This window comes from Halobacillus shinanisalinarum, from assembly GCF_022919835.1.
Lineage (GTDB): Bacteria > Bacillota > Bacilli > Bacillales > Halobacillaceae > Halobacillus_A > Halobacillus_A shinanisalinarum.
This window is the reverse complement of sequence record NZ_CP095074.1, coordinates 377035-398339: the sequence shown is the minus strand read 5'-3', so window position 1 is coordinate 398339 and position 21305 is coordinate 377035. Positions and strand designations below refer to the sequence as shown.

At 40.0% G+C, this 21305-nt stretch carries 25 protein-coding genes, 2 pseudogenes and 1 other annotated feature (1 of these 28 running past the window's edge); of the genes and pseudogenes, 19 read left to right on the top strand and 8 right to left on the bottom strand.

Going from position 1 to position 21305, the window contains the following annotated elements:
- Window positions 1-81: a binding site (T-box leader), on the top strand; it begins 136 nt to the left of the window's first position.
- 72 nt (window positions 82-153) lie between these two features.
- From alaS to MUO14_RS02140, 11 genes and pseudogenes are all read left to right on the top strand, one after another.
- Window positions 154-2789, top strand: a pseudogene (gene alaS, locus MUO14_RS02190) (alanine--tRNA ligase).
- Between the two features lie 65 nt (window positions 2790-2854).
- Window positions 2855-3124, top strand: a complete 270-nt coding sequence (locus MUO14_RS02185) for an IreB family regulatory phosphoprotein (protein ID WP_079530363.1) — start codon at window positions 2855-2857, stop codon at window positions 3122-3124.
- A complete protein-coding gene (gene ruvX, locus MUO14_RS02180) occupies window positions 3124-3540 on the top strand; it encodes a Holliday junction resolvase RuvX (protein WP_244753436.1) in 417 nt (138 codons plus the stop codon). Before MUO14_RS02185 ends, ruvX begins: the two co-directional genes overlap by 1 nt.
- Before the next feature lie 14 nt (window positions 3541-3554).
- Window positions 3555-3839, top strand: a complete 285-nt coding sequence (locus MUO14_RS02175; protein ID WP_244753435.1) for a DUF1292 domain-containing protein — start codon at window positions 3555-3557, stop codon at window positions 3837-3839.
- A gap of 237 nt (window positions 3840-4076) precedes the next feature.
- Window positions 4077-5207 carry an endolytic transglycosylase MltG gene (mltG, locus tag MUO14_RS02170; RefSeq protein ID WP_244753434.1) on the top strand — a complete coding sequence of 377 codons (1131 nt, stop codon included), beginning with the start codon at window positions 4077-4079 and terminating at the stop codon, window positions 5205-5207.
- 105 nt (window positions 5208-5312) lie between these two features.
- Complete coding sequence (locus tag MUO14_RS02165) at window positions 5313-5951, top strand: O-methyltransferase (RefSeq protein ID WP_244753433.1); 639 nt, start codon at window positions 5313-5315, stop codon at window positions 5949-5951.
- A 43-nt stretch (window positions 5952-5994) separates the two neighbouring features.
- Window positions 5995-6648 (top strand): uridine kinase, encoded by a 654-nt coding sequence (gene udk, locus MUO14_RS02160; RefSeq protein WP_244753432.1) that lies wholly within the window; start codon window positions 5995-5997, stop codon window positions 6646-6648.
- A gap of 162 nt (window positions 6649-6810) precedes the next feature.
- A complete protein-coding gene (gene greA / locus MUO14_RS02155; RefSeq protein WP_244753431.1) occupies window positions 6811-7293 on the top strand; it encodes a transcription elongation factor GreA in 483 nt (160 codons plus the stop codon).
- Between the two features lie 285 nt (window positions 7294-7578).
- The gene (locus tag MUO14_RS02150; protein ID WP_244753430.1) at window positions 7579-8289 is read left to right on the top strand and encodes a YrrS family protein; all 711 of its coding nucleotides are present in this window, start codon (window positions 7579-7581) and stop codon (window positions 8287-8289) included.
- Between the two features lie 17 nt (window positions 8290-8306).
- Complete coding sequence (mtnN, locus tag MUO14_RS02145) at window positions 8307-8999, top strand: 5'-methylthioadenosine/S-adenosylhomocysteine nucleosidase (protein ID WP_244753429.1); 693 nt, start codon at window positions 8307-8309, stop codon at window positions 8997-8999.
- 65 nt (window positions 9000-9064) lie between these two features.
- Window positions 9065-9292 (top strand): YrhC family protein, encoded by a 228-nt coding sequence (locus tag MUO14_RS02140; RefSeq protein ID WP_244753428.1) that lies wholly within the window; start codon window positions 9065-9067, stop codon window positions 9290-9292.
- A gap of 55 nt (window positions 9293-9347) precedes the next feature.
- Here MUO14_RS02140 and sigK read toward each other — a convergent pair whose 3' ends face one another.
- The 8 genes from sigK to sda form a co-directional block, all read right to left on the bottom strand.
- Entirely contained in the window at window positions 9348-10061 is a 714-nt protein-coding gene (gene sigK / locus MUO14_RS02135) for an RNA polymerase sporulation sigma factor SigK (RefSeq protein ID WP_244753427.1), read from the bottom strand.
- Between the two features lie 136 nt (window positions 10062-10197).
- Window positions 10198-10569, bottom strand: coding sequence for a monovalent cation/H(+) antiporter subunit G (gene mnhG, locus MUO14_RS02130; protein WP_244753426.1), 372 nt, complete (start codon window positions 10567-10569; stop codon window positions 10198-10200).
- A complete protein-coding gene (locus tag MUO14_RS02125) occupies window positions 10550-10861 on the bottom strand; it encodes a monovalent cation/H+ antiporter complex subunit F (protein WP_244753425.1) in 312 nt (103 codons plus the stop codon). Before MUO14_RS02125 ends, mnhG begins: the two co-directional genes overlap by 20 nt.
- Window positions 10861-11337: a Na+/H+ antiporter subunit E gene (locus MUO14_RS02120; RefSeq protein ID WP_244753424.1), complete on the bottom strand. Its 477-nt coding sequence runs from the start codon at window positions 11335-11337 to the stop codon at window positions 10861-10863. The genes MUO14_RS02125 and MUO14_RS02120 overlap by 1 nt, the downstream gene beginning before the upstream one ends.
- Before the next feature lie 7 nt (window positions 11338-11344).
- On the bottom strand, window positions 11345-12829 hold the full coding sequence (locus MUO14_RS02115) for a Na+/H+ antiporter subunit D (protein ID WP_244753423.1): 1485 nt from the start codon (window positions 12827-12829) through the stop codon (window positions 11345-11347).
- A complete protein-coding gene (locus tag MUO14_RS02110; protein ID WP_244753422.1) occupies window positions 12822-13160 on the bottom strand; it encodes a Na(+)/H(+) antiporter subunit C in 339 nt (112 codons plus the stop codon). Before MUO14_RS02110 ends, MUO14_RS02115 begins: the two co-directional genes overlap by 8 nt.
- 3 nt (window positions 13161-13163) lie before the next feature.
- Window positions 13164-15500, bottom strand: a complete 2337-nt coding sequence (locus tag MUO14_RS02105; RefSeq protein ID WP_244753421.1) for a Na+/H+ antiporter subunit A — start codon at window positions 15498-15500, stop codon at window positions 13164-13166.
- A gap of 257 nt (window positions 15501-15757) precedes the next feature.
- A complete protein-coding gene (gene sda, locus MUO14_RS02100; protein WP_244753420.1) occupies window positions 15758-15910 on the bottom strand; it encodes a sporulation histidine kinase inhibitor Sda in 153 nt (50 codons plus the stop codon).
- A gap of 332 nt (window positions 15911-16242) precedes the next feature.
- Between sda and MUO14_RS02095 the strand changes: the two are divergent.
- The 8 genes and pseudogenes from MUO14_RS02095 to MUO14_RS02060 all read left to right on the top strand — a co-directional run bounded on the left by MUO14_RS02095 (window position 16243) and on the right by MUO14_RS02060 (window position 21241).
- Window positions 16243-16769 (top strand): annotated as a pseudogene (locus tag MUO14_RS02095) (YqeG family HAD IIIA-type phosphatase).
- Window positions 16766-17866 (top strand): ribosome biogenesis GTPase YqeH, encoded by a 1101-nt coding sequence (gene yqeH / locus MUO14_RS02090; protein ID WP_244753419.1) that lies wholly within the window; start codon window positions 16766-16768, stop codon window positions 17864-17866. The pseudogene MUO14_RS02095 and the gene yqeH overlap by 4 nt, the downstream one beginning before the upstream one ends.
- Before the next feature lie 12 nt (window positions 17867-17878).
- A complete protein-coding gene (gene aroE, locus MUO14_RS02085) occupies window positions 17879-18712 on the top strand; it encodes a shikimate dehydrogenase (protein WP_244753418.1) in 834 nt (277 codons plus the stop codon).
- A 1-nt stretch (window position 18713) separates the two neighbouring features.
- Window positions 18714-19004, top strand: a complete 291-nt coding sequence (gene yhbY, locus MUO14_RS02080; protein WP_244753417.1) for a ribosome assembly RNA-binding protein YhbY — start codon at window positions 18714-18716, stop codon at window positions 19002-19004.
- A 12-nt stretch (window positions 19005-19016) separates the two neighbouring features.
- The gene (locus MUO14_RS02075) at window positions 19017-19589 is read left to right on the top strand and encodes a nicotinate-nucleotide adenylyltransferase (protein ID WP_244753416.1); all 573 of its coding nucleotides are present in this window, start codon (window positions 19017-19019) and stop codon (window positions 19587-19589) included.
- Window positions 19573-20172, top strand: a complete 600-nt coding sequence (yqeK, locus tag MUO14_RS02070; protein WP_244753415.1) for a bis(5'-nucleosyl)-tetraphosphatase (symmetrical) YqeK — start codon at window positions 19573-19575, stop codon at window positions 20170-20172. The genes MUO14_RS02075 and yqeK overlap by 17 nt, the downstream gene beginning before the upstream one ends.
- Window positions 20162-20515, top strand: a complete 354-nt coding sequence (gene rsfS / locus MUO14_RS02065; RefSeq protein ID WP_244753414.1) for a ribosome silencing factor — start codon at window positions 20162-20164, stop codon at window positions 20513-20515. Before yqeK ends, rsfS begins: the two co-directional genes overlap by 11 nt.
- Before the next feature lie 15 nt (window positions 20516-20530).
- Entirely contained in the window at window positions 20531-21241 is a 711-nt protein-coding gene (locus MUO14_RS02060; protein ID WP_244753413.1) for a class I SAM-dependent methyltransferase, read from the top strand.
- Window positions 21242-21305: the final 64 nt, after the last annotated feature.

Here is a 21305-nt window from a genome sequence, read left to right as displayed (position 1 = left end):
TTATGAGCGTTTAAGGTGATAGACAATCAGGATTGTTTATAATCAGGGTGGTACCGCGGAACGAAAACTCCCGTCCCTGCCATAGTGCAGGAACGGGAGTTTTTCGTTTGTACAGAGATAAATTAAAGACCCAACATGCAGGAGGTATAGAAAATGAAATCATTAACTTCAGCTGATGTACGACAAATGTTTTTAGATTTTTTTAAAGAAAAAGGGCACAGCGTAGAACCAAGTGCATCGCTCGTTCCACATGAAGATCCTTCACTTTTATGGATTAACAGTGGGGTAGCCACGTTAAAAAAATACTTTGATGGCCGTGTTATTCCTGATAACCCGCGAATCGTTAATGCTCAAAAGTCAATTCGTACGAATGATATTGAAAATGTAGGCTTTACAGCTCGCCACCATACTTTTTTTGAAATGCTAGGCAACTTTTCTATCGGTGATTATTTTAAAGAAGAGGCGATGGCCTGGGGGTGGGAATTCTTAACAAGCCGTCAGTGGATCGGTTTTGATCCTGAGAAGTTGTCTGTCACTGTTCACCCTGAGGACGATGAGGCTTATTCATTGTGGAAGGACCAAATTGGGGTCGCAGAAGAAAGGATCATTCGCTTAGAAGAAAACTTCTGGGATATCGGAGAAGGCCCAAGTGGCCCAAATACGGAAATCTTCTATGATCGCGGAGAAGCTTATGGGAGTGATCCCTCAGATCCAGAATTGTATCCTGGGGCGAGAATGAGCGCTACCTTGAAATATGGAATCTAGTGTTTTCACAATTCAACCATAATCCTGATGATACGTACACACCGCTTCCGAAAAAGAATATTGATACAGGGTTGGGACTCGAGCGGATGGTGAGCGTTATTCAAGATACGCCGACCAACTTTGAAACAGATCTATTTATGCCGATTATCGAGGCTGCAGAATCGATCTCTGGATATAAGTATGGAAAGAATACAGAATATGATGCGGCATTCAGGGTGATTGCTGACCATATGCGCACAGTAACCTTTGCCGTAAGTGATGGAGCTTTGCCTTCAAATGAAGGTAGGGGATACGTGCTGCGCCGTTTGCTGCGTCGAGCTGTAAGATTTGCTAAACAAATTGGTATTGATGAACCATTTATGTATAAGCTCGTACCAGAAGTAGCGATCATAATGAATGACTTTTATCCAGAAGTGAAGCAGAAACAAGAATTTATTCAAAATGTCATTCGTACAGAAGAAGAGCGTTTCCACGAAACTTTAAATGACGGTTTAGCGATGCTTTCAACGATTATGAAACAGGAAACGGAAAAAGGCAGCAACGTTTTTCCAGGTTCGGAAGTGTTCCGTCTGTATGATACGTATGGATTTCCGAAAGAGCTTACGGAGGAATATATTGCCGAAGCTGGTTTTACCATTGATGAGGAAGGTTTCCAAACAGAGATGACGAAGCAAAGAGAGCGTGCTCGCAATGCTCGTCAAAAGTCTGGTAGCATGCAAGTGCAAGAAGGAGTGCTTGGTGATGTACACGTAGCGAGTCAATTTGTTGGATACGACCAGCTGAAAATAGAAGCACAGCTTGCCGAACTTATTAAAGGGAAAGACTTTGCTGAACAAGCAACTGAAGGGGACACCGTATATCTTTTCCTTGATCAAACTCCTTTTTATGCTGAAAGTGGTGGGCAAATTGCGGATCAGGGCACGATTAGAACGGACAAAGCTGTTCTTGAGGTTACATCGGTTCAGAAAGCTCCAAATGGCCAAAACATGCATGAAGCCTACGTGAAGCAGGGTACCATAACAAAAGGTGACCATGTCTATGCGGAAGTAAATAAAGGGAAACGTGGATTTATCGTTAAAAACCATACAGCGACACATTTACTTCACCAGGCCTTGAAAGATGTGTTAGGCAACCATGTTAATCAAGCAGGCTCTCTTGTAGCGACGGATCGCCTTCGCTTTGACTTTTCCCATTTTGGTTCTGTGTCAAATGATGAAATCGATCAAATTGAAGCGGCTGTTAATGAGAGGATATGGCAATCCATTCCCGTCTCTGTTGCTTATACTACTCTTCAAGAAGCTAAAGAAAAAGGAGCCATGGCTTTATTTGGCGAAAAGTATGGATCAGAAGTACGTATTGTTGAGATTGGTGACTACAGCCTCGAGCTTTGTGGTGGCTGTCATGTCGACAATACCGCTGAAATAGGTCTGTTTAAAATAGTCAGCGAATCAGGTATAGGAGCAGGGACGCGAAGAATGGAAGCTGTCACAGCAAAAGGTGCCTATCAGTACATGAGCGGCAGAGAATCCTTGTTGAAGGAAGCAGGCTCATTACTAAAAACAAAACCGGACACAGTTCCTGAACGTATCCAAGTCCTGCATCAGGAAATGAAAAATCTTCAACGTGAGAATGAGTCCTTGTCGACAAAAATTTCTAACATGGAAGCTTCCACAATTCTCGATGAAGTCGAAAATGTAAACGGCGTGAATGTTCTGGCTAAACAAGTAGATGTTAAAGATATGAATGCACTTCGGTCAATGGTCGATGACTTGAAGCAGAAAATTGGATCAGGAATTATCCTGCTTGCCACACCAAATGAAGAGAAAGTTCAATTGATTGCAGGAGTTTCACAAGACTTAATCGAAAAAGGTTATCATGCCGGTCAATTGATTAAACAAGCTGCCTCTATTTGTGGCGGTGGCGGCGGTGGACGACCTGATATGGCCCAAGCCGGAGGAAAAGACGCAGGAAAGATACCAGAAGCCTTACATTTTGCCAAAGAATATGTAAATCATACCGTCTAGTTTTTACAATCTTCCAAATAGGTATATAATGGAGGTAATACTAATAAGTGCGAGGTGACTGTAAAATGAGTTCAATGGACAAAACAATGCGTTTTAATTTCTCAGAGGAGCCCTTTGAAGAGGATGTACGATCAGTATTACTATCTGTACACAATTCCTTGCAGGAGAAAGGATATAACCCAATCAATCAAATTGTTGGTTATTTGCTTTCGGGTGATCCAGCCTATATTCCACGCCATCAAGACGCAAGAAACCTCATACGCAAAATGGAACGGGACGAGCTTATTGAAGAGTTGGTTAAGTTTTATTTAGAAAAAAATAACGGGGATGCTTAATGAAGAAGATTGGTTTAGATGTGGGGGAGAAAACAATTGGTGTCGCTTTATCTGATGCCATGGGGTGGACAGCTCAAGGGGTGACTACTCTAAAATGGGATGAACGTAATTATACGACAGCCAAAGAGCCATTACGGAAAGTTATTGTTGAAAACGACGTGACAGAAGCCATTGTTGGTCTTCCAAAAAACATGAATGGGTCAATTGGTCCTCGCGGCGAAGCAAGTCAAAGGTTTGCAAAGTGGTTGGAAAAAGAGTATAAACTAGTCGTCCATCTCTGGGATGAACGACTAACAACCATGGCTGCAGAGCGCGTCTTACTCGATGCTGATGTAAGTCGTCAAAAAAGAAAAAAAGTCATTGATAAAATGGCTGCTGTAATCATATTACAGAGCTATTTAGATTCAAAACAATAAAGGAGGACGACAAGATGGCATTAGAAAAAGAAGAACGTATCATTATCCCTGATGAAAATGGGGAAGAGCATTTATTTGAGGTGTTGTTCACTTTTGACGTTGAACAAACAGGTCATTCGTACATTGCTGTAGTACCAGCAGAGCAAAAAGAGGGAGATGAGGTAGAAGTTTTTGCATTCCGATATGAAGAAAAAGGGAATGAAGAGGACGATTTATCTCTCTACCAAATAGAATCAGACGAAGAGTGGGAAATGGTTGAGGAAATGTTAAATACCTTAACAGAAGAAGACTTAACTTAATTTTAACTTTTACAGCCTCTAAGCAAATTTGCTAGAGGCTGTTTTTATTTTACTTAGTGGTGTGGATTCTAAAATACATAAATCACTCACTTCCATAATGCAACAGAACATTTCGGTAATAAACGCACATTTTTGAATGTATTGCATTAAGCGTTGTTTATCGTGTATATTGTGTGAAGATATGGAAAATAACTCGTAAATTGTAGTATAATGTAGCGGATGGAAGGAGGAGCATCGTTGTCTGATTTTAAGCAGAAGTATAAAGAGCGAATTAAAAAGCGTAATGAAGAAGCGAGTACAGTCCGCAAGATTGTTGCGGTTGTATTAACTACTATAGTAATCGTCCTTCTAATAGGGGGCATATCAGGATATTTTTACGTAAATCATGCATTACAACCCGTAGACCCTGACGATGAAACTCAAAAAAATATTGAAATTCCTCTCGGGTCCTCGAACTCACAAATTGCAAAAATCCTAGAAGAAAATCAGGTGATAAACAATGCTCTCATTTTTAGATTTTATACAAAGTTTAAAAATGAGACAGGCTTTCAAGCAGGAGAGTATCAATTTACCTCAGCGATGACACTTGATGAAATTGTTGCATCATTAAAAACAGGAAAAGTAAGGAAAGACCCTGTATTTAGTGTGACGATCCCTGAAGGATATACCTTAGAACAAATAGCCGCCTCATATGCTAAGAAACTTGATTTTACAAAAGAAGAATTTATGAAAAAAGTAAATGATAGTAAGTATGTCAGTCAACTGATTGAACAGCATCCAGCTTTACTGGATGAAGTCATCTTGAAGCAGGAGATTCGTTATCCTCTTGAAGGCTATTTATTTGCTTCCACCTATAACTTTTATATAGAGGATCCAAGCATTGAACAAATTGTTAATAAAATGATTAAACGAACAGAGGAAGTTGTCTTGCCTTACCGTGATGCGTTAAATAAACTGAATTCAGATGAAGGAATGACCATTCACCAAGTGATAACAATGGCATCATTGCTCGAAAATGAAGCGAAGACAAAAGAAAATAGAAGGAAAATTGCGGGTGTCTTTTACAATCGAATTGAAAAAGGTATGAAGTTGCAGACAGACCCGACTGTCCTTTATGCACTGGGTGAGCATAAAGATCGAGTGCTCTACAAGGACTTAGAAGTTGAATCACCATATAACACATACCATGTAAAAAAACTCCCTGTCGGCCCGATATCAAGCTTTCATAAGAACTCAATGGCCGCTGCGGCTAATCCTATTGAATCGGATTATCTGTATTTCCTAGCAGACGGGGACGGCAACATCTATTACTCAAAAACTTTAGAAAAGCATAACAAACTTAAAGCAGAACATATATCAGGAGAATAGGATAGGGAAGGAGTGCGGAATAACGACTCGCATTCCTTCCTTTGTTTGTGTTAAAATAATAGGGTTGTAAATGGGATTGTCCAGCAGGAAAGGGGCCGGCATTAAATGGAACAGGATGCATATTTACGTTCGTTACTATCTACACCATCAAAAGAGATAGAACAATTGGAACATGAGGGACACAAGCAAGGTGTGCCGATCATGGAGCCACTTGGAATTGACTTTTTAATGCAGCTCATTCGATTAAACAAGCCGCAAACCATGCTTGAAATTGGGACTGCGATTGGCTACTCTGCTTTAAGAATGCTCGAAGCTGCTCCTGAAAGTTCCATCACAACTATTGAAAGAGATACTGAACGTTATCAGCAAGCTGTTGAAAATATAAGCAAGTTTCAAGCAGAACAACACATCAACATTCTTTGTGGCGATGCTCTTGAATTGAAGGAACAGGTAAGTCAGGCAGCTCCATTCGATTTAATTTTTATTGATGCAGCCAAAGGCAAATATGAAGAATTCTTTCATTTGTATGCACCACTTCTGTCAGAGGACGGCATGATTGTGTCAGACAACGTCTTGTTCAAGGGATATGTGGCTAATAACCATGAAGCTTCAGGACGTATGGCAAAGTTGGCTGCAAAAATTCGTGACTTTAATCAATGGTTAACCTCTCAAGAAAACTACCATACATCGATTGTACCGATTGGTGATGGTGTAGCCGTTACTGTGAAGAACCATAAGAAATAGATGAAAACTGATTTTCCCTGACATGAAAGGAGAACCCATCAGCATGAATGATAAACCTGTTGTAATTGGTGTAGCCGGAGGGACAGGCTCCGGTAAAACGAGTGTAACCCGATCTATTATTCAGCGCTTTGCTGATAAAACAATACTTATGGTGGAGCAAGATTATTATTATAAGGATCAAAGTCATCTACCGTTAGAAGAAAGGCTGAAGACAAATTACGACCATCCCTTAGCTTTTGATAATGATTTACTAATCGAGCACCTCAAGGATTTAATCCAGCAAAAATCAGTTTCAAAGCCAGTATATGATTATAAAATGCATACACGCTCAGACGAAACAATTCATATCGAGCCAAAAGAGGTTATTATTGTTGAGGGGATTTTAGTACTAGAGGATGATCGTTTACGTGATTTAATGGATATCAAGGTTTTCGTTGACACAGATGCGGACGTCCGAATTATTCGGAGGATGCTGCGTGATATTAATGAACGTGGCCGCACACTAGATTCTGTTATTGAGCAATATACTACTGTAGTTCGTCCTATGCACCTGCAATTTGTTGAGCCAACGAAGCGATATGCAGACTTGATCATACCAGAAGGTGGACAAAACCATGTAGCGATTGACTTGATGGCTACGAAGATCCAAACTGTTTTGTTTGAGAAAGGGCAAAAGCTAAGCAAAGAAAATAGTTGAAAATTTATAAGATATCTGGCATAGTTCATGATAGAAGTTCTAGAGAACCTATGTCCCAGATACACTATATTAGTTATCTAATGAGCGTACTTCAAGTACCGCTCATTTCATTATATTCAGGGATAACGGTCATTTATTGTCTGAAAGAGGAGTGTATTGGAAATGGCACAAGAGAAAAGCTTTTATATGACAGCAGAAGGTAAAGTAAAGCTTCAAGAGGAACTTGAGCATTTAAAAAATGAACGTCGAAAAGAGGTAGTCGAACGCATTAAAGAAGCAAGGGGATTTGGAGATTTATCCGAGAACTCGGAGTACGATGCTGCGAAGGACGAGCAGGCATTTGTAGAATCCAGAATCCAGCAAGTCGAAAATATGATTCGTCATGCGGTTATTATTGAAAACGATAACGATAACCCTGACATGGTGTCCATGGGTAAATCGGTTACTTTTCAAGAGCTTCCAGATGGAGATGAGGAAACGTATACGATCGTAGGAAGCGCTGAGGCTGATCCTTTTGAAGGGAAAATTAGCAACGACTCACCAATGGCCCAAAGCTTGATTGGTCATGAAGTAGGGGATCAAGTAGCTGTTGTTACCCCGGGCGGCGAATTAGATGTGAAAATAATTTCCGTTACAACTAAATAAGAAAGCAAGGCAGGGGGCTCCCTGTCTTTTTTCTTATAGTGTGTGTTCAAAAAAGTTGACGAATGAGAACGTCGACACGAGCACGTTCCTTGTGCGTCGCAAGAAGTTCGAGGCGCGTAAGTTTTGAGGACCACAGCATATGCCCTTTCATACGTGGGGGCCGGAAAAAATCTAGCAACGAAGACATTCGCCGTTTATCATTTGGTGACTTTTTGAACATTCTCTTATATTTGAATGTGAAATGTGACTTTTATTGGGTTGGTGACCTATAGGTGGTATTGTATAATGGGAAAGGTAAAGGAGGAGGAAGAAACTATGCCTAAACAAGGGCCTTCTAATTCAAGATCAAATCGTTTCGAAAAAAGGAGAAAAGGAACGAAACTAATTACGTGGCTGGCAGGTGCAGGTGCACTATTGCTAGTTGCATTTATTGCTCTGTTTATTTTTGGTGGCAGCGGCGGGCAAACCGCATCTGAACCGTCATCTGGAGAGCAACAATCTAATAAGGATTCTTCCCAAGAAGAGCTTAACGTCATAACAGACGAACAAACGGATCAGGAAAGTGATTCTTCTGGTAAATCTAGCGATAAAGAAAAACAAGATAAGCAAGCTAAAGAAGATAAAGAAGCTGAAAAAGCTAAAGAGAAAGATGCTGTCGTTGAGGAAAGTGATAAAGAAAATGTTGAACGTGTAGTTAAAAAGGACTGGGAACCTGTACAAACAGAACAGGAAACTGATGGAAATCATACGGTCACATATGAAAAATCATCTCAGGATTGGCAAGAAATCTTACAAGCTGCAAGTAAAGCTACTTCAATCGATACAGGCAACATGATTGCCTGGCGAGTAGAAAACGGGGGCGGAGCGCAGAAAGTAGAGGCCACTGTCTCAGATAAAGCGCAGCAGCAGACGTATCGTGTTTATATACACTGGACAGAAGGTGCAGGTTATAAACCAATTAAAGTAGAAGAGCTAGCAAGTAACCCTTATCAGTAAACAAGGAGAGCTAAATTATGGCAATCGGAATTATTGGAGCAATGGATGAAGAAATAGAATTGCTAAAGAGCAAGATGAAAATCAATCAAACGGTTGACGTTGCTGGAAGTAAATTTATAGAAGGCGAGCTTTGCCAAAAATCCGTTGTGCTCTTACAGTCAGGAATTGGTAAAGTGAACGCTGCAATTGCAACGACCATTTTGCATGAGCGTTTTACCATTGATCAAGTGATTAATACAGGGTCAGCCGGGGGTTTCGCAAAGGAACTAGAAGTCGGAGATCTCGTCATTTCTTCCCTTGTCACTCACCATGATGTTGATGTGACTGCTTTTCAGTATGAGTATGGTCAAGTTCCAGGTCTTCCTGCCATGTACCCAGCAGATTCATCATTGATGGAAAAAGCAATGGATGCGGTAAAGAAAACGGACTCTAAAGCCAAGAAAGGAATTATTGCCACGGGTGATTCCTTCATGCAGGAGGAAGCTCGCGTGAGTTTTGTACGCGGTAAATTTCCTGAAATGATTGCTGCAGAAATGGAGGCGGCAGCAATTGCGCAAGTATGCTATAAATACAACACGCCATTCGTTGTTATACGCGCCTTGTCAGATATAGCCGGTAAGGAATCTTCCATTTCATTTGATCAGTTCCTTCCGAAAGCTGCGGAGAATGCCGCGACGATGATTATGGAGATGCTTACATCGCTAGACTAACAAAAATTACCACCTTTTTTCAATTCCATATGTGTTAAAATGAGCACATACAGGAGGTGGCATAATTGAAGTCTACCGAATGGATTGAGAGCAAAATTGCAGATTATAAGCGATTTACCTTAACTCTACTCATATTAAGCAGTTATTTATATATTGGCGTACTCATTAGTATCTATGAATACCATTCTCAAGCTTACCTTTATCTACTAATCATGATTGCTGGGTTGTTAAGTGCAGCGTTTGGATTTGTACTAAAGCTTAAGAAGTTACGTCAGCATTTACTTGAGGAATAGAAGCCACTGTGTAATAACAGTGGCTTTACATATGTCTTTATTTTAATTGTCTGACCTAAGGTGAGCTTTTTCGCTTGCTTTGTTTATAAAATTCGTGAAAAATTTTCATTAGTGCTCTTTTTTCAATACGAGAAACATAACTTCTGGAGATATTTAGCTCCCTTGCGATTTCTCTTTGCGTTTTTTCATCTGTATCCCCTAGGCCATAACGGAATATGATGACTTCTTTTTCCCTTTCATCTAGAACAGTAATAAACTCCTTAATTTGTTCAAGTTCCATGTGAAGCTGAATTTCTTCAACAATATCCTCAACATCTGCTTGCAATATATCAAGCAGGTTTAGTTCATTCCCTTCTTTATCATGGCCAATTGGATCCTGTAACGAGATGTCTTTATTCATCTTCTTAGTGGAACGGAGATGCATCAGAATTTCGTTTTCTATACACCTGGCAGCATACGTAGCCAACTTCGTGCCTTTGCCTGTAGAGTAGCTCTCTATGCCTTTGATTAATCCTATCGTTCCAATTGAAATTAAATCCTCAAAATCCTCCTTCGTATTCTCAAACTTTTTAACAATATGAGCAACCAGTCTTAAGTTATGTTCAATCAACGTATCTCTTGCTTCTCGGCTTCCCTCTTCCATCAGCTTCAGTTGTTTGGCTTCCTCCTCTTTTGACAGAGGATTTGGAAACGCCTGATTTTTAACATAAGACACAAAGAGTAATGATTCTTTGAAAAAGTAAAGGATAGAAGCGATCAGACTGCTCACAGTGCAAATACCTCCCTCGGTGTTAGGCTCTTGCCTACAACAAGTGTATGTGCGGAAGCATGTCCCTGTGCTTGTACAGAAAGAAAATTAGACAAAAAAAGAAGCCAGAAACGACTGGCCCCTTTCTAAGCATGATTCAGTGATCTTTTACTTTTTCCAAGTTTTTTTTATACTCATCCTCCACACTTTTATCACTCAACGGAACCCCACTGTAATAAGCTGCCCGTCCTAGCACATGTCCTGTTACAGGAGCTGTTAAAAGAATGAAGAGGATACCTAACAATAATTTCCCACTAATGATCCCATGCTCTACGTACATAAAAAGAAAGGATCCAATGAGTACTCCAGTTATCCCTAATGTTGAGCCCTTTGTAGCTGCATGAAGTCTTGTATAGACATCGGGAAACCTCAGGATACCAATGGATGTAGAAACAAAAAAGAACGTACCCATGAGTAAGGAAATACATATGAGAATGTCGAGTACTACGTTAATCCATGTCTCGCTCAATGATAACACCCTTTTCTAAGAATTTCGCCAAGCCCACATTACCTATGAAAAGTAAGATCCCAATAAGCAGAACGACATCGTTCGCCTTTGTTGTCACTAGATAAACGGCGATCAATCCCGCCATGGCCATGATGTTTACTCCAATGGTATCAAGGGCAACTGCACGATCCGGATTTGTCGGCCCTTTAACCGTTCTATAAAGCAGAAGGAGAAGGGAGATGGACACACCGACAATGGAAATAATCACTGAAATTTGCACAAGGGATTGTGTGACATCTAATATATTTTCCATTAGCGAGTCACCTCCATGATAGCTTTTTCAAATGTTTCTTTAATTTCTGTTATTGATTCTTCCACATCTCCAATGTCCATAGCATGGACATAAATGACTGAGTAATCCTCGCTTATAACTAGCGACAATGTTCCAGGCGTTAATGAAATCAAATTCGCAAGCAGTGTGATTTCCCAGTTGCTTTTTAATTCGGTGGGCAATGCAAAAATCCCAGGACTGACATTGAGTTTAGGACGGTAAACATGTTTTACGATATCAATGTTTGACAAGCCAAGTTCTCGAATGAACAGCAGAATTAACTTGACAAACTTTACTACTCTCTTCATATAAAATGTATCGGGGATAAACCTCTGAAGTAAAAAGAGCAGTCCAATACCTAACAAGTAGCCGACAAAGAATGTTTTAAAGTTGTATGTTTCACTTAAGAACATCCACATCGCAGCTAAGATAATATTGATGACAATTTGAAATGGCATGAGCTTTCTACTCCTTTAGTACAGAATCGATATAGATTTGCGGGTTCATTAAATATTCGCCAATCCATTCAACGGACGGGTAGAACCATTCTGCACCGACTCCAAGAAGTACAGAAAGGGATAACAGAATTCCTATAGGCCAAGTCATTTTATGGGCAGCTTGCTTTCTCTCAGGGTGAGCAAGCTCTGTTTTTTCCCCCCAAAACCCTTGGATGAAAATCCTTATCATAGAGAAGAGAATAAGCAGACTTGATACGAGTGCAGCAATGACAATGAAAATTTGTTCTTGTGCTAAACCTCCCTGTATAAGAAGAAGTTTTCCGATGAAGCCGCTAAAGGGCGGAATACCAGCTAAAACTAGAGTAGCGATAAAAAAGAACCAACCTAGTATAGGATAATGATGGATCAAACCATTCATTTTTCTTAGATCTGATGTTCCCGCTACATAAGCGATCACACCAATCAGCAGAAAGAAAGCCCCTTTAATAATCATATCATGGATCAAGTAGTAAACAGTCCCGCTTATTGACGTTTCTGTAAAGATGCCGATTCCCATCATCATAAATCCCACTGCTGGAATGATATTGTAAGCCATAATAAGTTTAATATTATTAGTAGATAGGGCACCTATCACACCAAATATCATAGTAAATGCTGCTAGATAGATAAAGAGTGTATGCGTTAGATCCGCTTCCCAAGCAAAGATTAGCGTGAACATACGTAAAATCGAGTAGATTCCTACTTTTGTCAGCAAAGCACCAAATAACGCTGAAACGACAGGATTCGGGACACTATATGAGCGAGGGAGCCAATAGTATAATGGAAATACAGCTGCCTTCGTTGCAAATACGAAGAATAATAAAATCCCTATTGTTGTAAGAACGCCTTGTTGTTCAACTTCCTGAACACGTTGCGCAATATGAGCCATGTTCAAGGTCCCTACAACTGAATACAAAAAAGCAACAGTTGTAACAAACAACATGGAGGAAAACACGTTAATTAATACATACTTCATTGACTCTCTAAGTTGTGCTTTGCCATTACCGAGGACAATCAAGCCATATGAAGCCATTAGCAGGACTTCGAAAAATACGAAGAGGTTGAAGATATCCCCTGTAATGAAGGCACCGCTTACGCCTGTAATCAACAAGAAGAAGAAGCTGTAGAAATAGAACGATTCTTGCTGATCTGTTAATGATTTTGAAGCATAAAACACACAAGCGACAGCTATTATGTTCGTGGTAAAGGCAAGAGTAACGGCTAGCATATCGCCAACGAGAATAATTCCATAAGGCGCCATCCAGCCACCTGTTTCCAGCACTATTGTGCCGTTTTGGTAAACTTGATATAAGATGAAGCCAGTGACGATAAGGTTGATGACCGCTAAAGTTTGAGCTACTCGACGTACAAGCGGTTTATTATTTGCTAGAAAAGCGACAATGATTCCTGCTAGTAATGGCAGTACAATAGGTAGTGAAATTAAATTACTCATAGTCGTTACCTCTCAGTTGTTCCATATTATCTGTACCATTTTTCTTAGAAGCACGATAAGCAAGAACGAGCAGCAGGCTCGTTATACCAAAACTTATAACAATTGAGGTGAGAATCAAGGCTTGTGGAAGCGGGTCAGTATATTGCTCGACCCCTTCAGAAAGAATAGGTGGTTTGCCTCTCTTCAACTCTCCCATTGTTAAGATAAATAAGTGTGCCCCATGAGAAAGAAGTGCCGTACCTATGATAATACGGAGCATTTGTTTCTGGAGGAGGTTATAAACGGCTGTTGTGAACAATATACCAGCAAGGACCGCCATAATAATTTCCATTCTTTACTCCTCCTCCTTTTTACTTCCGCGTAACCGAATGAGACCGTAGATCGCCATGGCGGCTATTCCAAGCACCGTAATCTCAAATAACGTGTCAAGACCACGCATGTCTACTAGAATGACGTTAACTATATTGTCTCCTCCGCCAAGCTTATATGAGTTTTCTATAAAGTAATTTGCGATTGAATCAAACATTTTGCTACTGTGAGCGGAAATAGCAACCATAGTCATCAGGGCACCGAACCCAATGGAGATGACTAGATTTAAAGTCTTGGTACTTGTCGATTCACTTTTTTTCTCAATTTTAGGCAAGTGATAAAAGACAAGCAAAAATAATGCTAGGGTTACGGTTTCAATAATGAATTGGGTTAAAGCTAAATCTGGAGCCCTGTAGATGATAAACAGTAAGGAAAGACCATATCCTACAACTCCTAAAATAAGAATAGCAGCTATACGGTTGTTCACTATAATGGTGCCAATAGCTGCGATGACCATCATAAATGCTACAAATAGCTCCGTAATTGTTATGTCAGCGAGGTTGCCCGTTTCAAGATGGAAACCGTTTGTAGCTGTCATTATCGCAAAACCCGCAATAACAATAGCTGCAACAATTAAACGGACATATCCTCCTAAAGAACCGTTCATATAGCTCTTGGTAACGATAGAAGAATAGCTTACAGTTCGGTCGACGAGTCCATCGTAAAATTTGTTAAGGCTTAGTACTCCAGGAATAACCTTATAAACAGATCGCCATTTTGTCAGGGATAGGACAAGAACCGTCCCAAAAGCAATGACAGTTAGGGACATGATGAGTGGCAGTTTAATACCATGCCAGAATGCGATATGATGAGTAACCTCAAACCCTTTTACAGCGGTAGCTGCGTGGGCAATAAATGGTTCATTAATAGTTTGTGGGAAGAGTCCGATGATAATGACACCCAAAACTAAGATGATAGGTGAGACAAGCATGCCAAATGGGGCCTCGTGTGGCTTCTTAGGGAGTTCTTCCAAAGAAGCCTTTCCTCTAAATGTGCCGAAGAAGAAGTACATTGAATAGACAAATGTAAAGATACTTCCGAAAACCGCTAAGTATGGAAATACTGTTTTCAGAAATGCAGCGATTCCGGTTGCAGTTTGCTCCAAATGGATAGCGGAGTCAAAAAATAGTTCTTTACTATAAAACCCATTTAAGAATGGAAGGGGTACACCTGCCATTGAAAATGTGGCAAACAAAGCCAATGTTGCGGTAACGGGCAGGAAAGTCATTAAGCCACCAAGCTTACGAATATCTCTTGAACCTGTTTCATGATCGACAATACCGGCTATCATAAATAAGCTTCCTTTAAAGGTAGCATGGTTCAAAATGTGGAAAACAGCCGCAAACACAGCAACCTTTGTTCCGAATCCGAGCATAGCCATAATCATCCCTAGTTGGCTAATTGTTGAAAAGGCGAGTATTCCTTTAAGATCTGTTTGGCGAACCGCCATATAAGAGCCCCAGCAGAGGGTGACGATTCCCGCGGTTGATACGATGATAAAGAACCAATCAGATGCAGATAACATAGGTGAAAATCTTGCCACCAAATAGAGGCCTGCTTTAACCATCGTTGCTGAGTGCAAATAAGCACTAACGGGCGTTGGTGCTTCCATCGCATCTGGAAGCCAAATGTGAAATGGAAACTGGGCAGATTTAGTGAAAGCTCCTAATAATATAAATACAAGGATTAAAGGGAAGAACTCGTGGTTTAAAATAAGTTCTTGCTGACGAATCATTTGTTGAACGCTAGTGGTTCCGGTAATGACACTCATGAAAACTAAACCGCCAAGTAAGCTGAGTCCGCCAAAAACGGTAATAAGCATTGACTTTAAAGCCCCATACCTTGAGCGTTCCTTGTAATTCCAAAACCCGATTAATAAGAAAGAAGATAAAGAAGTGAATTCCCAGAACGTGTATAAAACGAATACGTTATCTGACAAGACCACACCTAACATCGATCCCATGAATAATAGAAAAAAAACGTAAAAATGTCCTAGCTGCTCTGATTTATGTAAATAATAGATCGAATAAAAAGCAACTAGGGAGCCGATCCCGCTAATTAAAAGTACGAATAATAAGCTTAAACCGTCTAAATAAAAGAGAATGTTCATGTCCAGAGAAGGAATCCAACTGTATTCTCTAGTTACGGGTTCAAATCCCGCTCCTAAGAATCGGATAAAATAAATAAAGATCACAACAGGTACAGCAGTTACAAAGAAACCTGTGTGAAGTTTGTCTTTCCATTTGCTTAAAAATGGAATGAAAATGGCAATAATAAAAGGCAATAGCACAGCCAGCAGCATCTAGTTGTTCCTCCCTCAGACTAAGTTCAATCCTAAAAAATATAGTAGCGAAATAGTTACTTCACTCAATTGTAATCAAAAAGTATAGGATTATTCAACTGAATACTATTTGCTAAAGATAAATCATATAGTGTTTTTTAAAATCCCTTAAATAAGTAGAAAGACGACAAAAGCACGAAAAAAAATTTCAAGAAAAAGCTCGTTCCCTTATTAGGAAACGAGTAGCCAAATCTCAGTATTTGCAAGTTGTTCCATTTCTAACCTACTTGATTAAACTTTTTATCAACCAGATGAGTGATGGAGCGCTCTTTTATTTCTTCTTCGATCTGTTTAATAAAATCCTGTGAAAGATTGAGCTCAATAGCTTTGTGGTAAGATTGTAATAACAGGGTATCGGATAATTGTTTCATCTCTCTGCCACATATGTGGCAGCCACCTCCTGTTTTGAAAAATGTATTTTTACTAATGCAAGTTTACCTTACCACGATCATAGAAGCCCTACAATACACCATTTATCTACAGGCGAATGTAGATAAGTGTAACGATATTGTTTAGCAGAATAGGTGGGACAAAGGGTTTCGGGTGTGGAGTATGTGCATAAACTTATCCACAGGTCCAGTTTGTCGCGAATTGTCGAACGATTTTTTGAATATAGCCGAAGGTTTCACTATTCTTTTGAATCTTGTAGAAATTTTGTATATGATGGGTAAGGAGATTTTGTCGTGAAGGATGGAGTGAACGTATGATTAAAAAGTTTCTGCCAAATGAACATGTGCAAAGTATACATGATATAGACCCTGAAAGTTTGAAGGGAAAAGGGATTAAAGGGATCATTACCGACTTGGATAATACGCTGGTTGCATGGGACGAACCTGATGCAACAGAAGAAATTGTTAATTGGTTTCATCTCATGAATAATCATGGCATTCAAGTGACGATTGCTTCGAACAATAATGAAAATAGAGTGAAATTATTCTCAGAACCGTTAAATACATCATTTATTCACAGCGCCAGAAAGCCATTATCAAAAGCATTCAAAAAGGCCAGAAGAGATATGAATGTACACAAGGGTGAAATTGTTGTTGTGGGCGATCAACTGATGACAGACGTACTGGGGGCAACTTAGCAGGTCTTTATACGATTTTAGTTGTTCCGATAGTAGAAACAGATGGCTTTTGGACTCGTTTCAACCGTAAAATTGAGCGCAGGATTTTAAACTGGATGAAACGTAGAGGGAAGATAACATGGGAGGAGGGAAATGGAAGATGAGTGAAATAATTTGTCAGGGTTGTGGGGCTGCTATCCAAACAACTGACTCTAAACAGCCTGGTTATGCACCGGAGTCTGCTCTTGAGAAAGAGGATATTATTTGCAAGCGTTGTTTCCGCTTAAAACATTACAATGAAGTACAAGATGTTCCCTACCAGGATGATGACTTCTTAAATATGTTAAACCAAATAAGCAAAAGCAAAGGCCTCATTGTTCAGCTTGTTGATATTTTTGATTTTAATGGGAGTTTTATCCCAGGGTTGAAACGATTAACTGGGCAAAATCCTGTGATCTTGGTCGGAAATAAAATGGATGTGCTTCCTAAGTCGATCAATCACAATAAAGTGAAGCAGTGGCTGCGACATGCAGCGAATGACCAGGGACTTAAAGTAGAAGCAATATACTTAATCTCAGCTCAAAAGGAACAGGGAATTGATGAGCTCTCAAAAGCGATAGATAAGTACCGAGATCATGGGGATGTCTATGTTGTAGGCACGACGAATGTTGGGAAGTCAACATTTATTAATGCGCTGATTAATCGAACATCAGGCGTGAAAGACGCGATCACGACCTCCTACTTTCCAGGAACGACATTAGGCTTTATTGATATTCCTTTAGACGAGGAAAATTCGCTGTTTGATACTCCGGGAGTGATTCAACGCCACCAAATGGCTCATTATGTATCAGATCAAGACTTGAAGGTGATTACTCCCCGAAAAGAGGTCAAGCCGAAGGTTTATCAGTTAAATGAGCAGCAGACTCTTTATTTTGGCGGATTAGCCCGATTAGACTTTGAGGCTGGGGAGCGTACTTCATTTATTTGCTATCTATCTAATGAGATCCCTATTCATCGAACGAAACTTGAGAAAGCAGATGAATTATATAGAAATCATGTTGGTGAATTGCTGACACCTCCTGATCTGGAAACGATGGACCAGCTTCCACCGTTAAAAGGGGTTACGTTTAAAATCAAAGAGCCTAAAACAGACATCGTATTTTCAGGACTAGGTTGGGTGACGGTCCCAGAAGGAAATGTAGTCGTAACGGCCTATGTACCAGAGGGTGTAAAAGTTTCGCTGCGAAATTCATTAATATAGGAGGTGGATAGCATGAAACTGGGATTAATCGGGTACCCGATCGCACATTCTCTCTCCCCTTGGATTCATAACCAATTACTTGATCGACATGAGATGACGGGAGCGTACCAATTGTATGAATGTGAAACGGATCGATTTGCTAATAAAGTCGAAGAGATTAAGGCTGAAAATATAAATGGATTTAATGTAACAGTCCCATATAAGGAGCAGGTTCTTCCCTATCTTGACGAATTAGATGAGGCGGCTCGGTTTTTAGGTGCTGTCAATACAGTAAAAGTAGTTAACGGACGCCTTATTGGATACAATACCGATGGAATAGGCTATGTCGCTTCTCTTGTAGACCGTTATGCCGATGCCGTGGATCGATCAAAGCGTGTTCTCATTCTTGGAAGCGGGGGAGCTGCTAGAGGGATTTTTCATGCTATAGTAAAGCAGGGAGTAGGCAAAATTGACCTTGCAAATCGTACGATTGAAAAGGCCCAGAAGCTAATCGATGATTTCGCTGCACATTCAGTTTCTGAAGCTCTTTCTTTGCAGGAAGCAGAAGATAATCTGGCCCAATATGACTTGATTATTCAAACGACCTCAGTTGGAATGGCGCCAAATCAAGAGCAAACGCCTATTTCTCTCTCAGGAATAACAAAAGACACGATTGTAAGTGATATTGTCTATCGGCCGATGAAGACAGATTTCTTAAAAGAAGCGGAAGAAAAAGGGGCTCGTCTCCATTACGGGCATGGCATGCTTTTACATCAAGCGATTTATGCCTTTCAAATTTGGACAGGTAAGTCAACTGATGCATCTGTAATGATGGAGGCGTTCGAGCACAAATTAAAGGGGGTATAGTATGTTAACAAGTAAACAGAAGAAATATTTACGAGGTCAATCTCACCTGATCCAACCTATTTTTCAAGTGGGAAAAGCTGGTGTCAACGAAAATATGACAACACAGATTTCTGAAGCACTTGAAAAGAGGGAATTGATTAAGGTAAGTATTTTACAAAACTGCTTTGAAGATAACTCTATAGTAGCAGATGAAATCGTTCACCATACAGAGGCTGATCTTGTTCAGCTAATTGGAAATACGATCATTTTATATAAAGAGTCTAAAAATAATAAACAAATTGATTTACCATAAAGGAGAGCTTTCATGAAACGGGTTGGAATTCTTGGTGGGACGTTTGATCCGCCTCATCAAGGTCATTTGATCATGGCTGATCACGTGTGTGAAGCACTGGATTTAGATGAAGTTTGGTTTATTCCTTCACATCTTCCTCCACATAAAAAAGATGCAACGGTACCCGCTCATGAACGGATGAAAATGGTTACAGAGGCAGTAAAAGGAAATGATCAGTTTCATAGTTGTGATCTTGAATTAAAGCGGCAGGGCACCTCTTACACAGTCGATACGATGAAAGATCTGAAAATCAGATATCCTGATCACCGATTTTACTTTATTATCGGTGGCGACATGGTAAACAATTTATCAGAATGGTATAAGATTGAAGAACTGAGGTCACTTGTCACTTTTGCCGGTGTCCAAAGACAGGGTTTTGAAGGGCAGAAGGCTGAGGGTGTTGTGATGATTGAACTTCCTAGAATAGATATTTCTTCATCGTTGATTCGTGATCGACTAAGAAAAAACCTAACTGTAAGATATCTCCTTCCAGATACCGTCCATAACTATATAAAGGAGAATGGGCTATATGCAACTAAGCCGTGACGAACTTCTCGAATTTGTGCAGCCACATCTCACTAAGACGAGATATGAACATACGGTTCGAGTGGCTGATACCGCACTTATTCTAGCTAGCCGATTTGGTTCAAATCCAAAAAAAACAGAAATTGCTGCTATTTTGCACGATTATGCAAAGTATAAGTCTAAAGAAGATATGAAGCGCTGGATTATAGCTGATCGCCGCTTATCGAAGGATTTGCTGCATCATCATCATGAAATTTGGCATGGGCCTGTAGGGGCAATTATGCTGGAGCAAGAAATTGGGTTACAGGATTCAGCTATCCAGTCTGCCATAGCCTCTCATACCTCAGGCAAGAAAAACATGAGCACTATGGATAAAATTGTGTTTTTAGCTGATTACATTGAGCCGGGTAGAGGCTTTCCGGGTGTTGAGGAAGTTAGAAAGACAGCCGAAACAAATTTAGACGCAGCTTGTTTGCAAGCATTGTCGAATACCATACAATTTTTAACTAATAAAAGCAGATCCGTTTACCCTGACACTATCCATGCATATAATGATTTATTAACAAATATAGAAAATCTAAGGGAGGAAAATGATGGAGAGTAAAGAGTTAGTTACATTAACAGCTAGAGCTTGTGATGAGAAACGAGCGAATGACATTGTCATCCTGGACATGGCTGACGTTTCACTTATTGCCGATTACTTTTTGATCTGTGAAGGCTCAAATGAGCGTCAAGTACAGGCGATTGCTAGAGAAGTAAAAGCACAGGCAGAAGAGAATGGGATTGAAGTAAAAAGGATGGAAGGTTTTGATAAAGCCCGTTGGATTCTTGTAGATCTCAATGACATTGTGTGCCATATATTCCATAAAGATGAGCGTAGTTATTATAATCTAGAACGCCTGTGGGGTGATGCAGAAACGGTTGCTGTTGAGGGCATTGAAGGATAAATGAGTTATCAGCAAATGGCGGAAGTTTATGATGAATTAATGAAGGATGCGCCTTACGATCAGTGGGTCTCATGGACAACGTATATGCTAAATACCTATCGCCCAGAAGCTAAACGATTACTTGATCTTGGTTGTGGGACGGGAGAGATAACAACACGTCTATCTAATCAAGGATGGCATATGACTGGTGTAGATTTATCAGAAGAAATGCTTTCCATAGCCTCTAACAAAGATCAATCAATCCAGTGGTTGTCACAGGATATCACGAACCTTCAGGGTTTGTGCAACTTTGATTGTATCGTCAGTTATTGTGATGTGATCAATTACATTACAGATCCTATCTCCCTTGATAGCACTTTTAACCATGCGTTTAAAGCTTTAGAAACAAATGGTTTATTTCTGTTTGATGTTCATTCCGTCGAACACATTGTTACTGACTTATATGGTCAAACCTTTGCGGAAGTATATGATGACCTTTCCTACGTATGGTTTTGTGATCCAGGTGAAAAGGAGTATTCCATTGTCCATGATTTGACGTTTTTCATTCGTCACCATAATGAATATCGTCGTTTTGATGAACACCATCACCAGCAAGGCTATGAGTTGAGTACTTTAAAACAGGCAATTAAAAAAGCGGGATTTACCATTCAACAAGTATGTGCTGACTTTTCGGTAAACCCTGCTTCTGACGGGGATCGACTATTCTTTGTTTGTCAAAAACTATAAAGGAGCATGAAAAATTTTCATGCTCCTTTTATTTTTTGCAGGAATATTGGAAAAGATGTCGAAA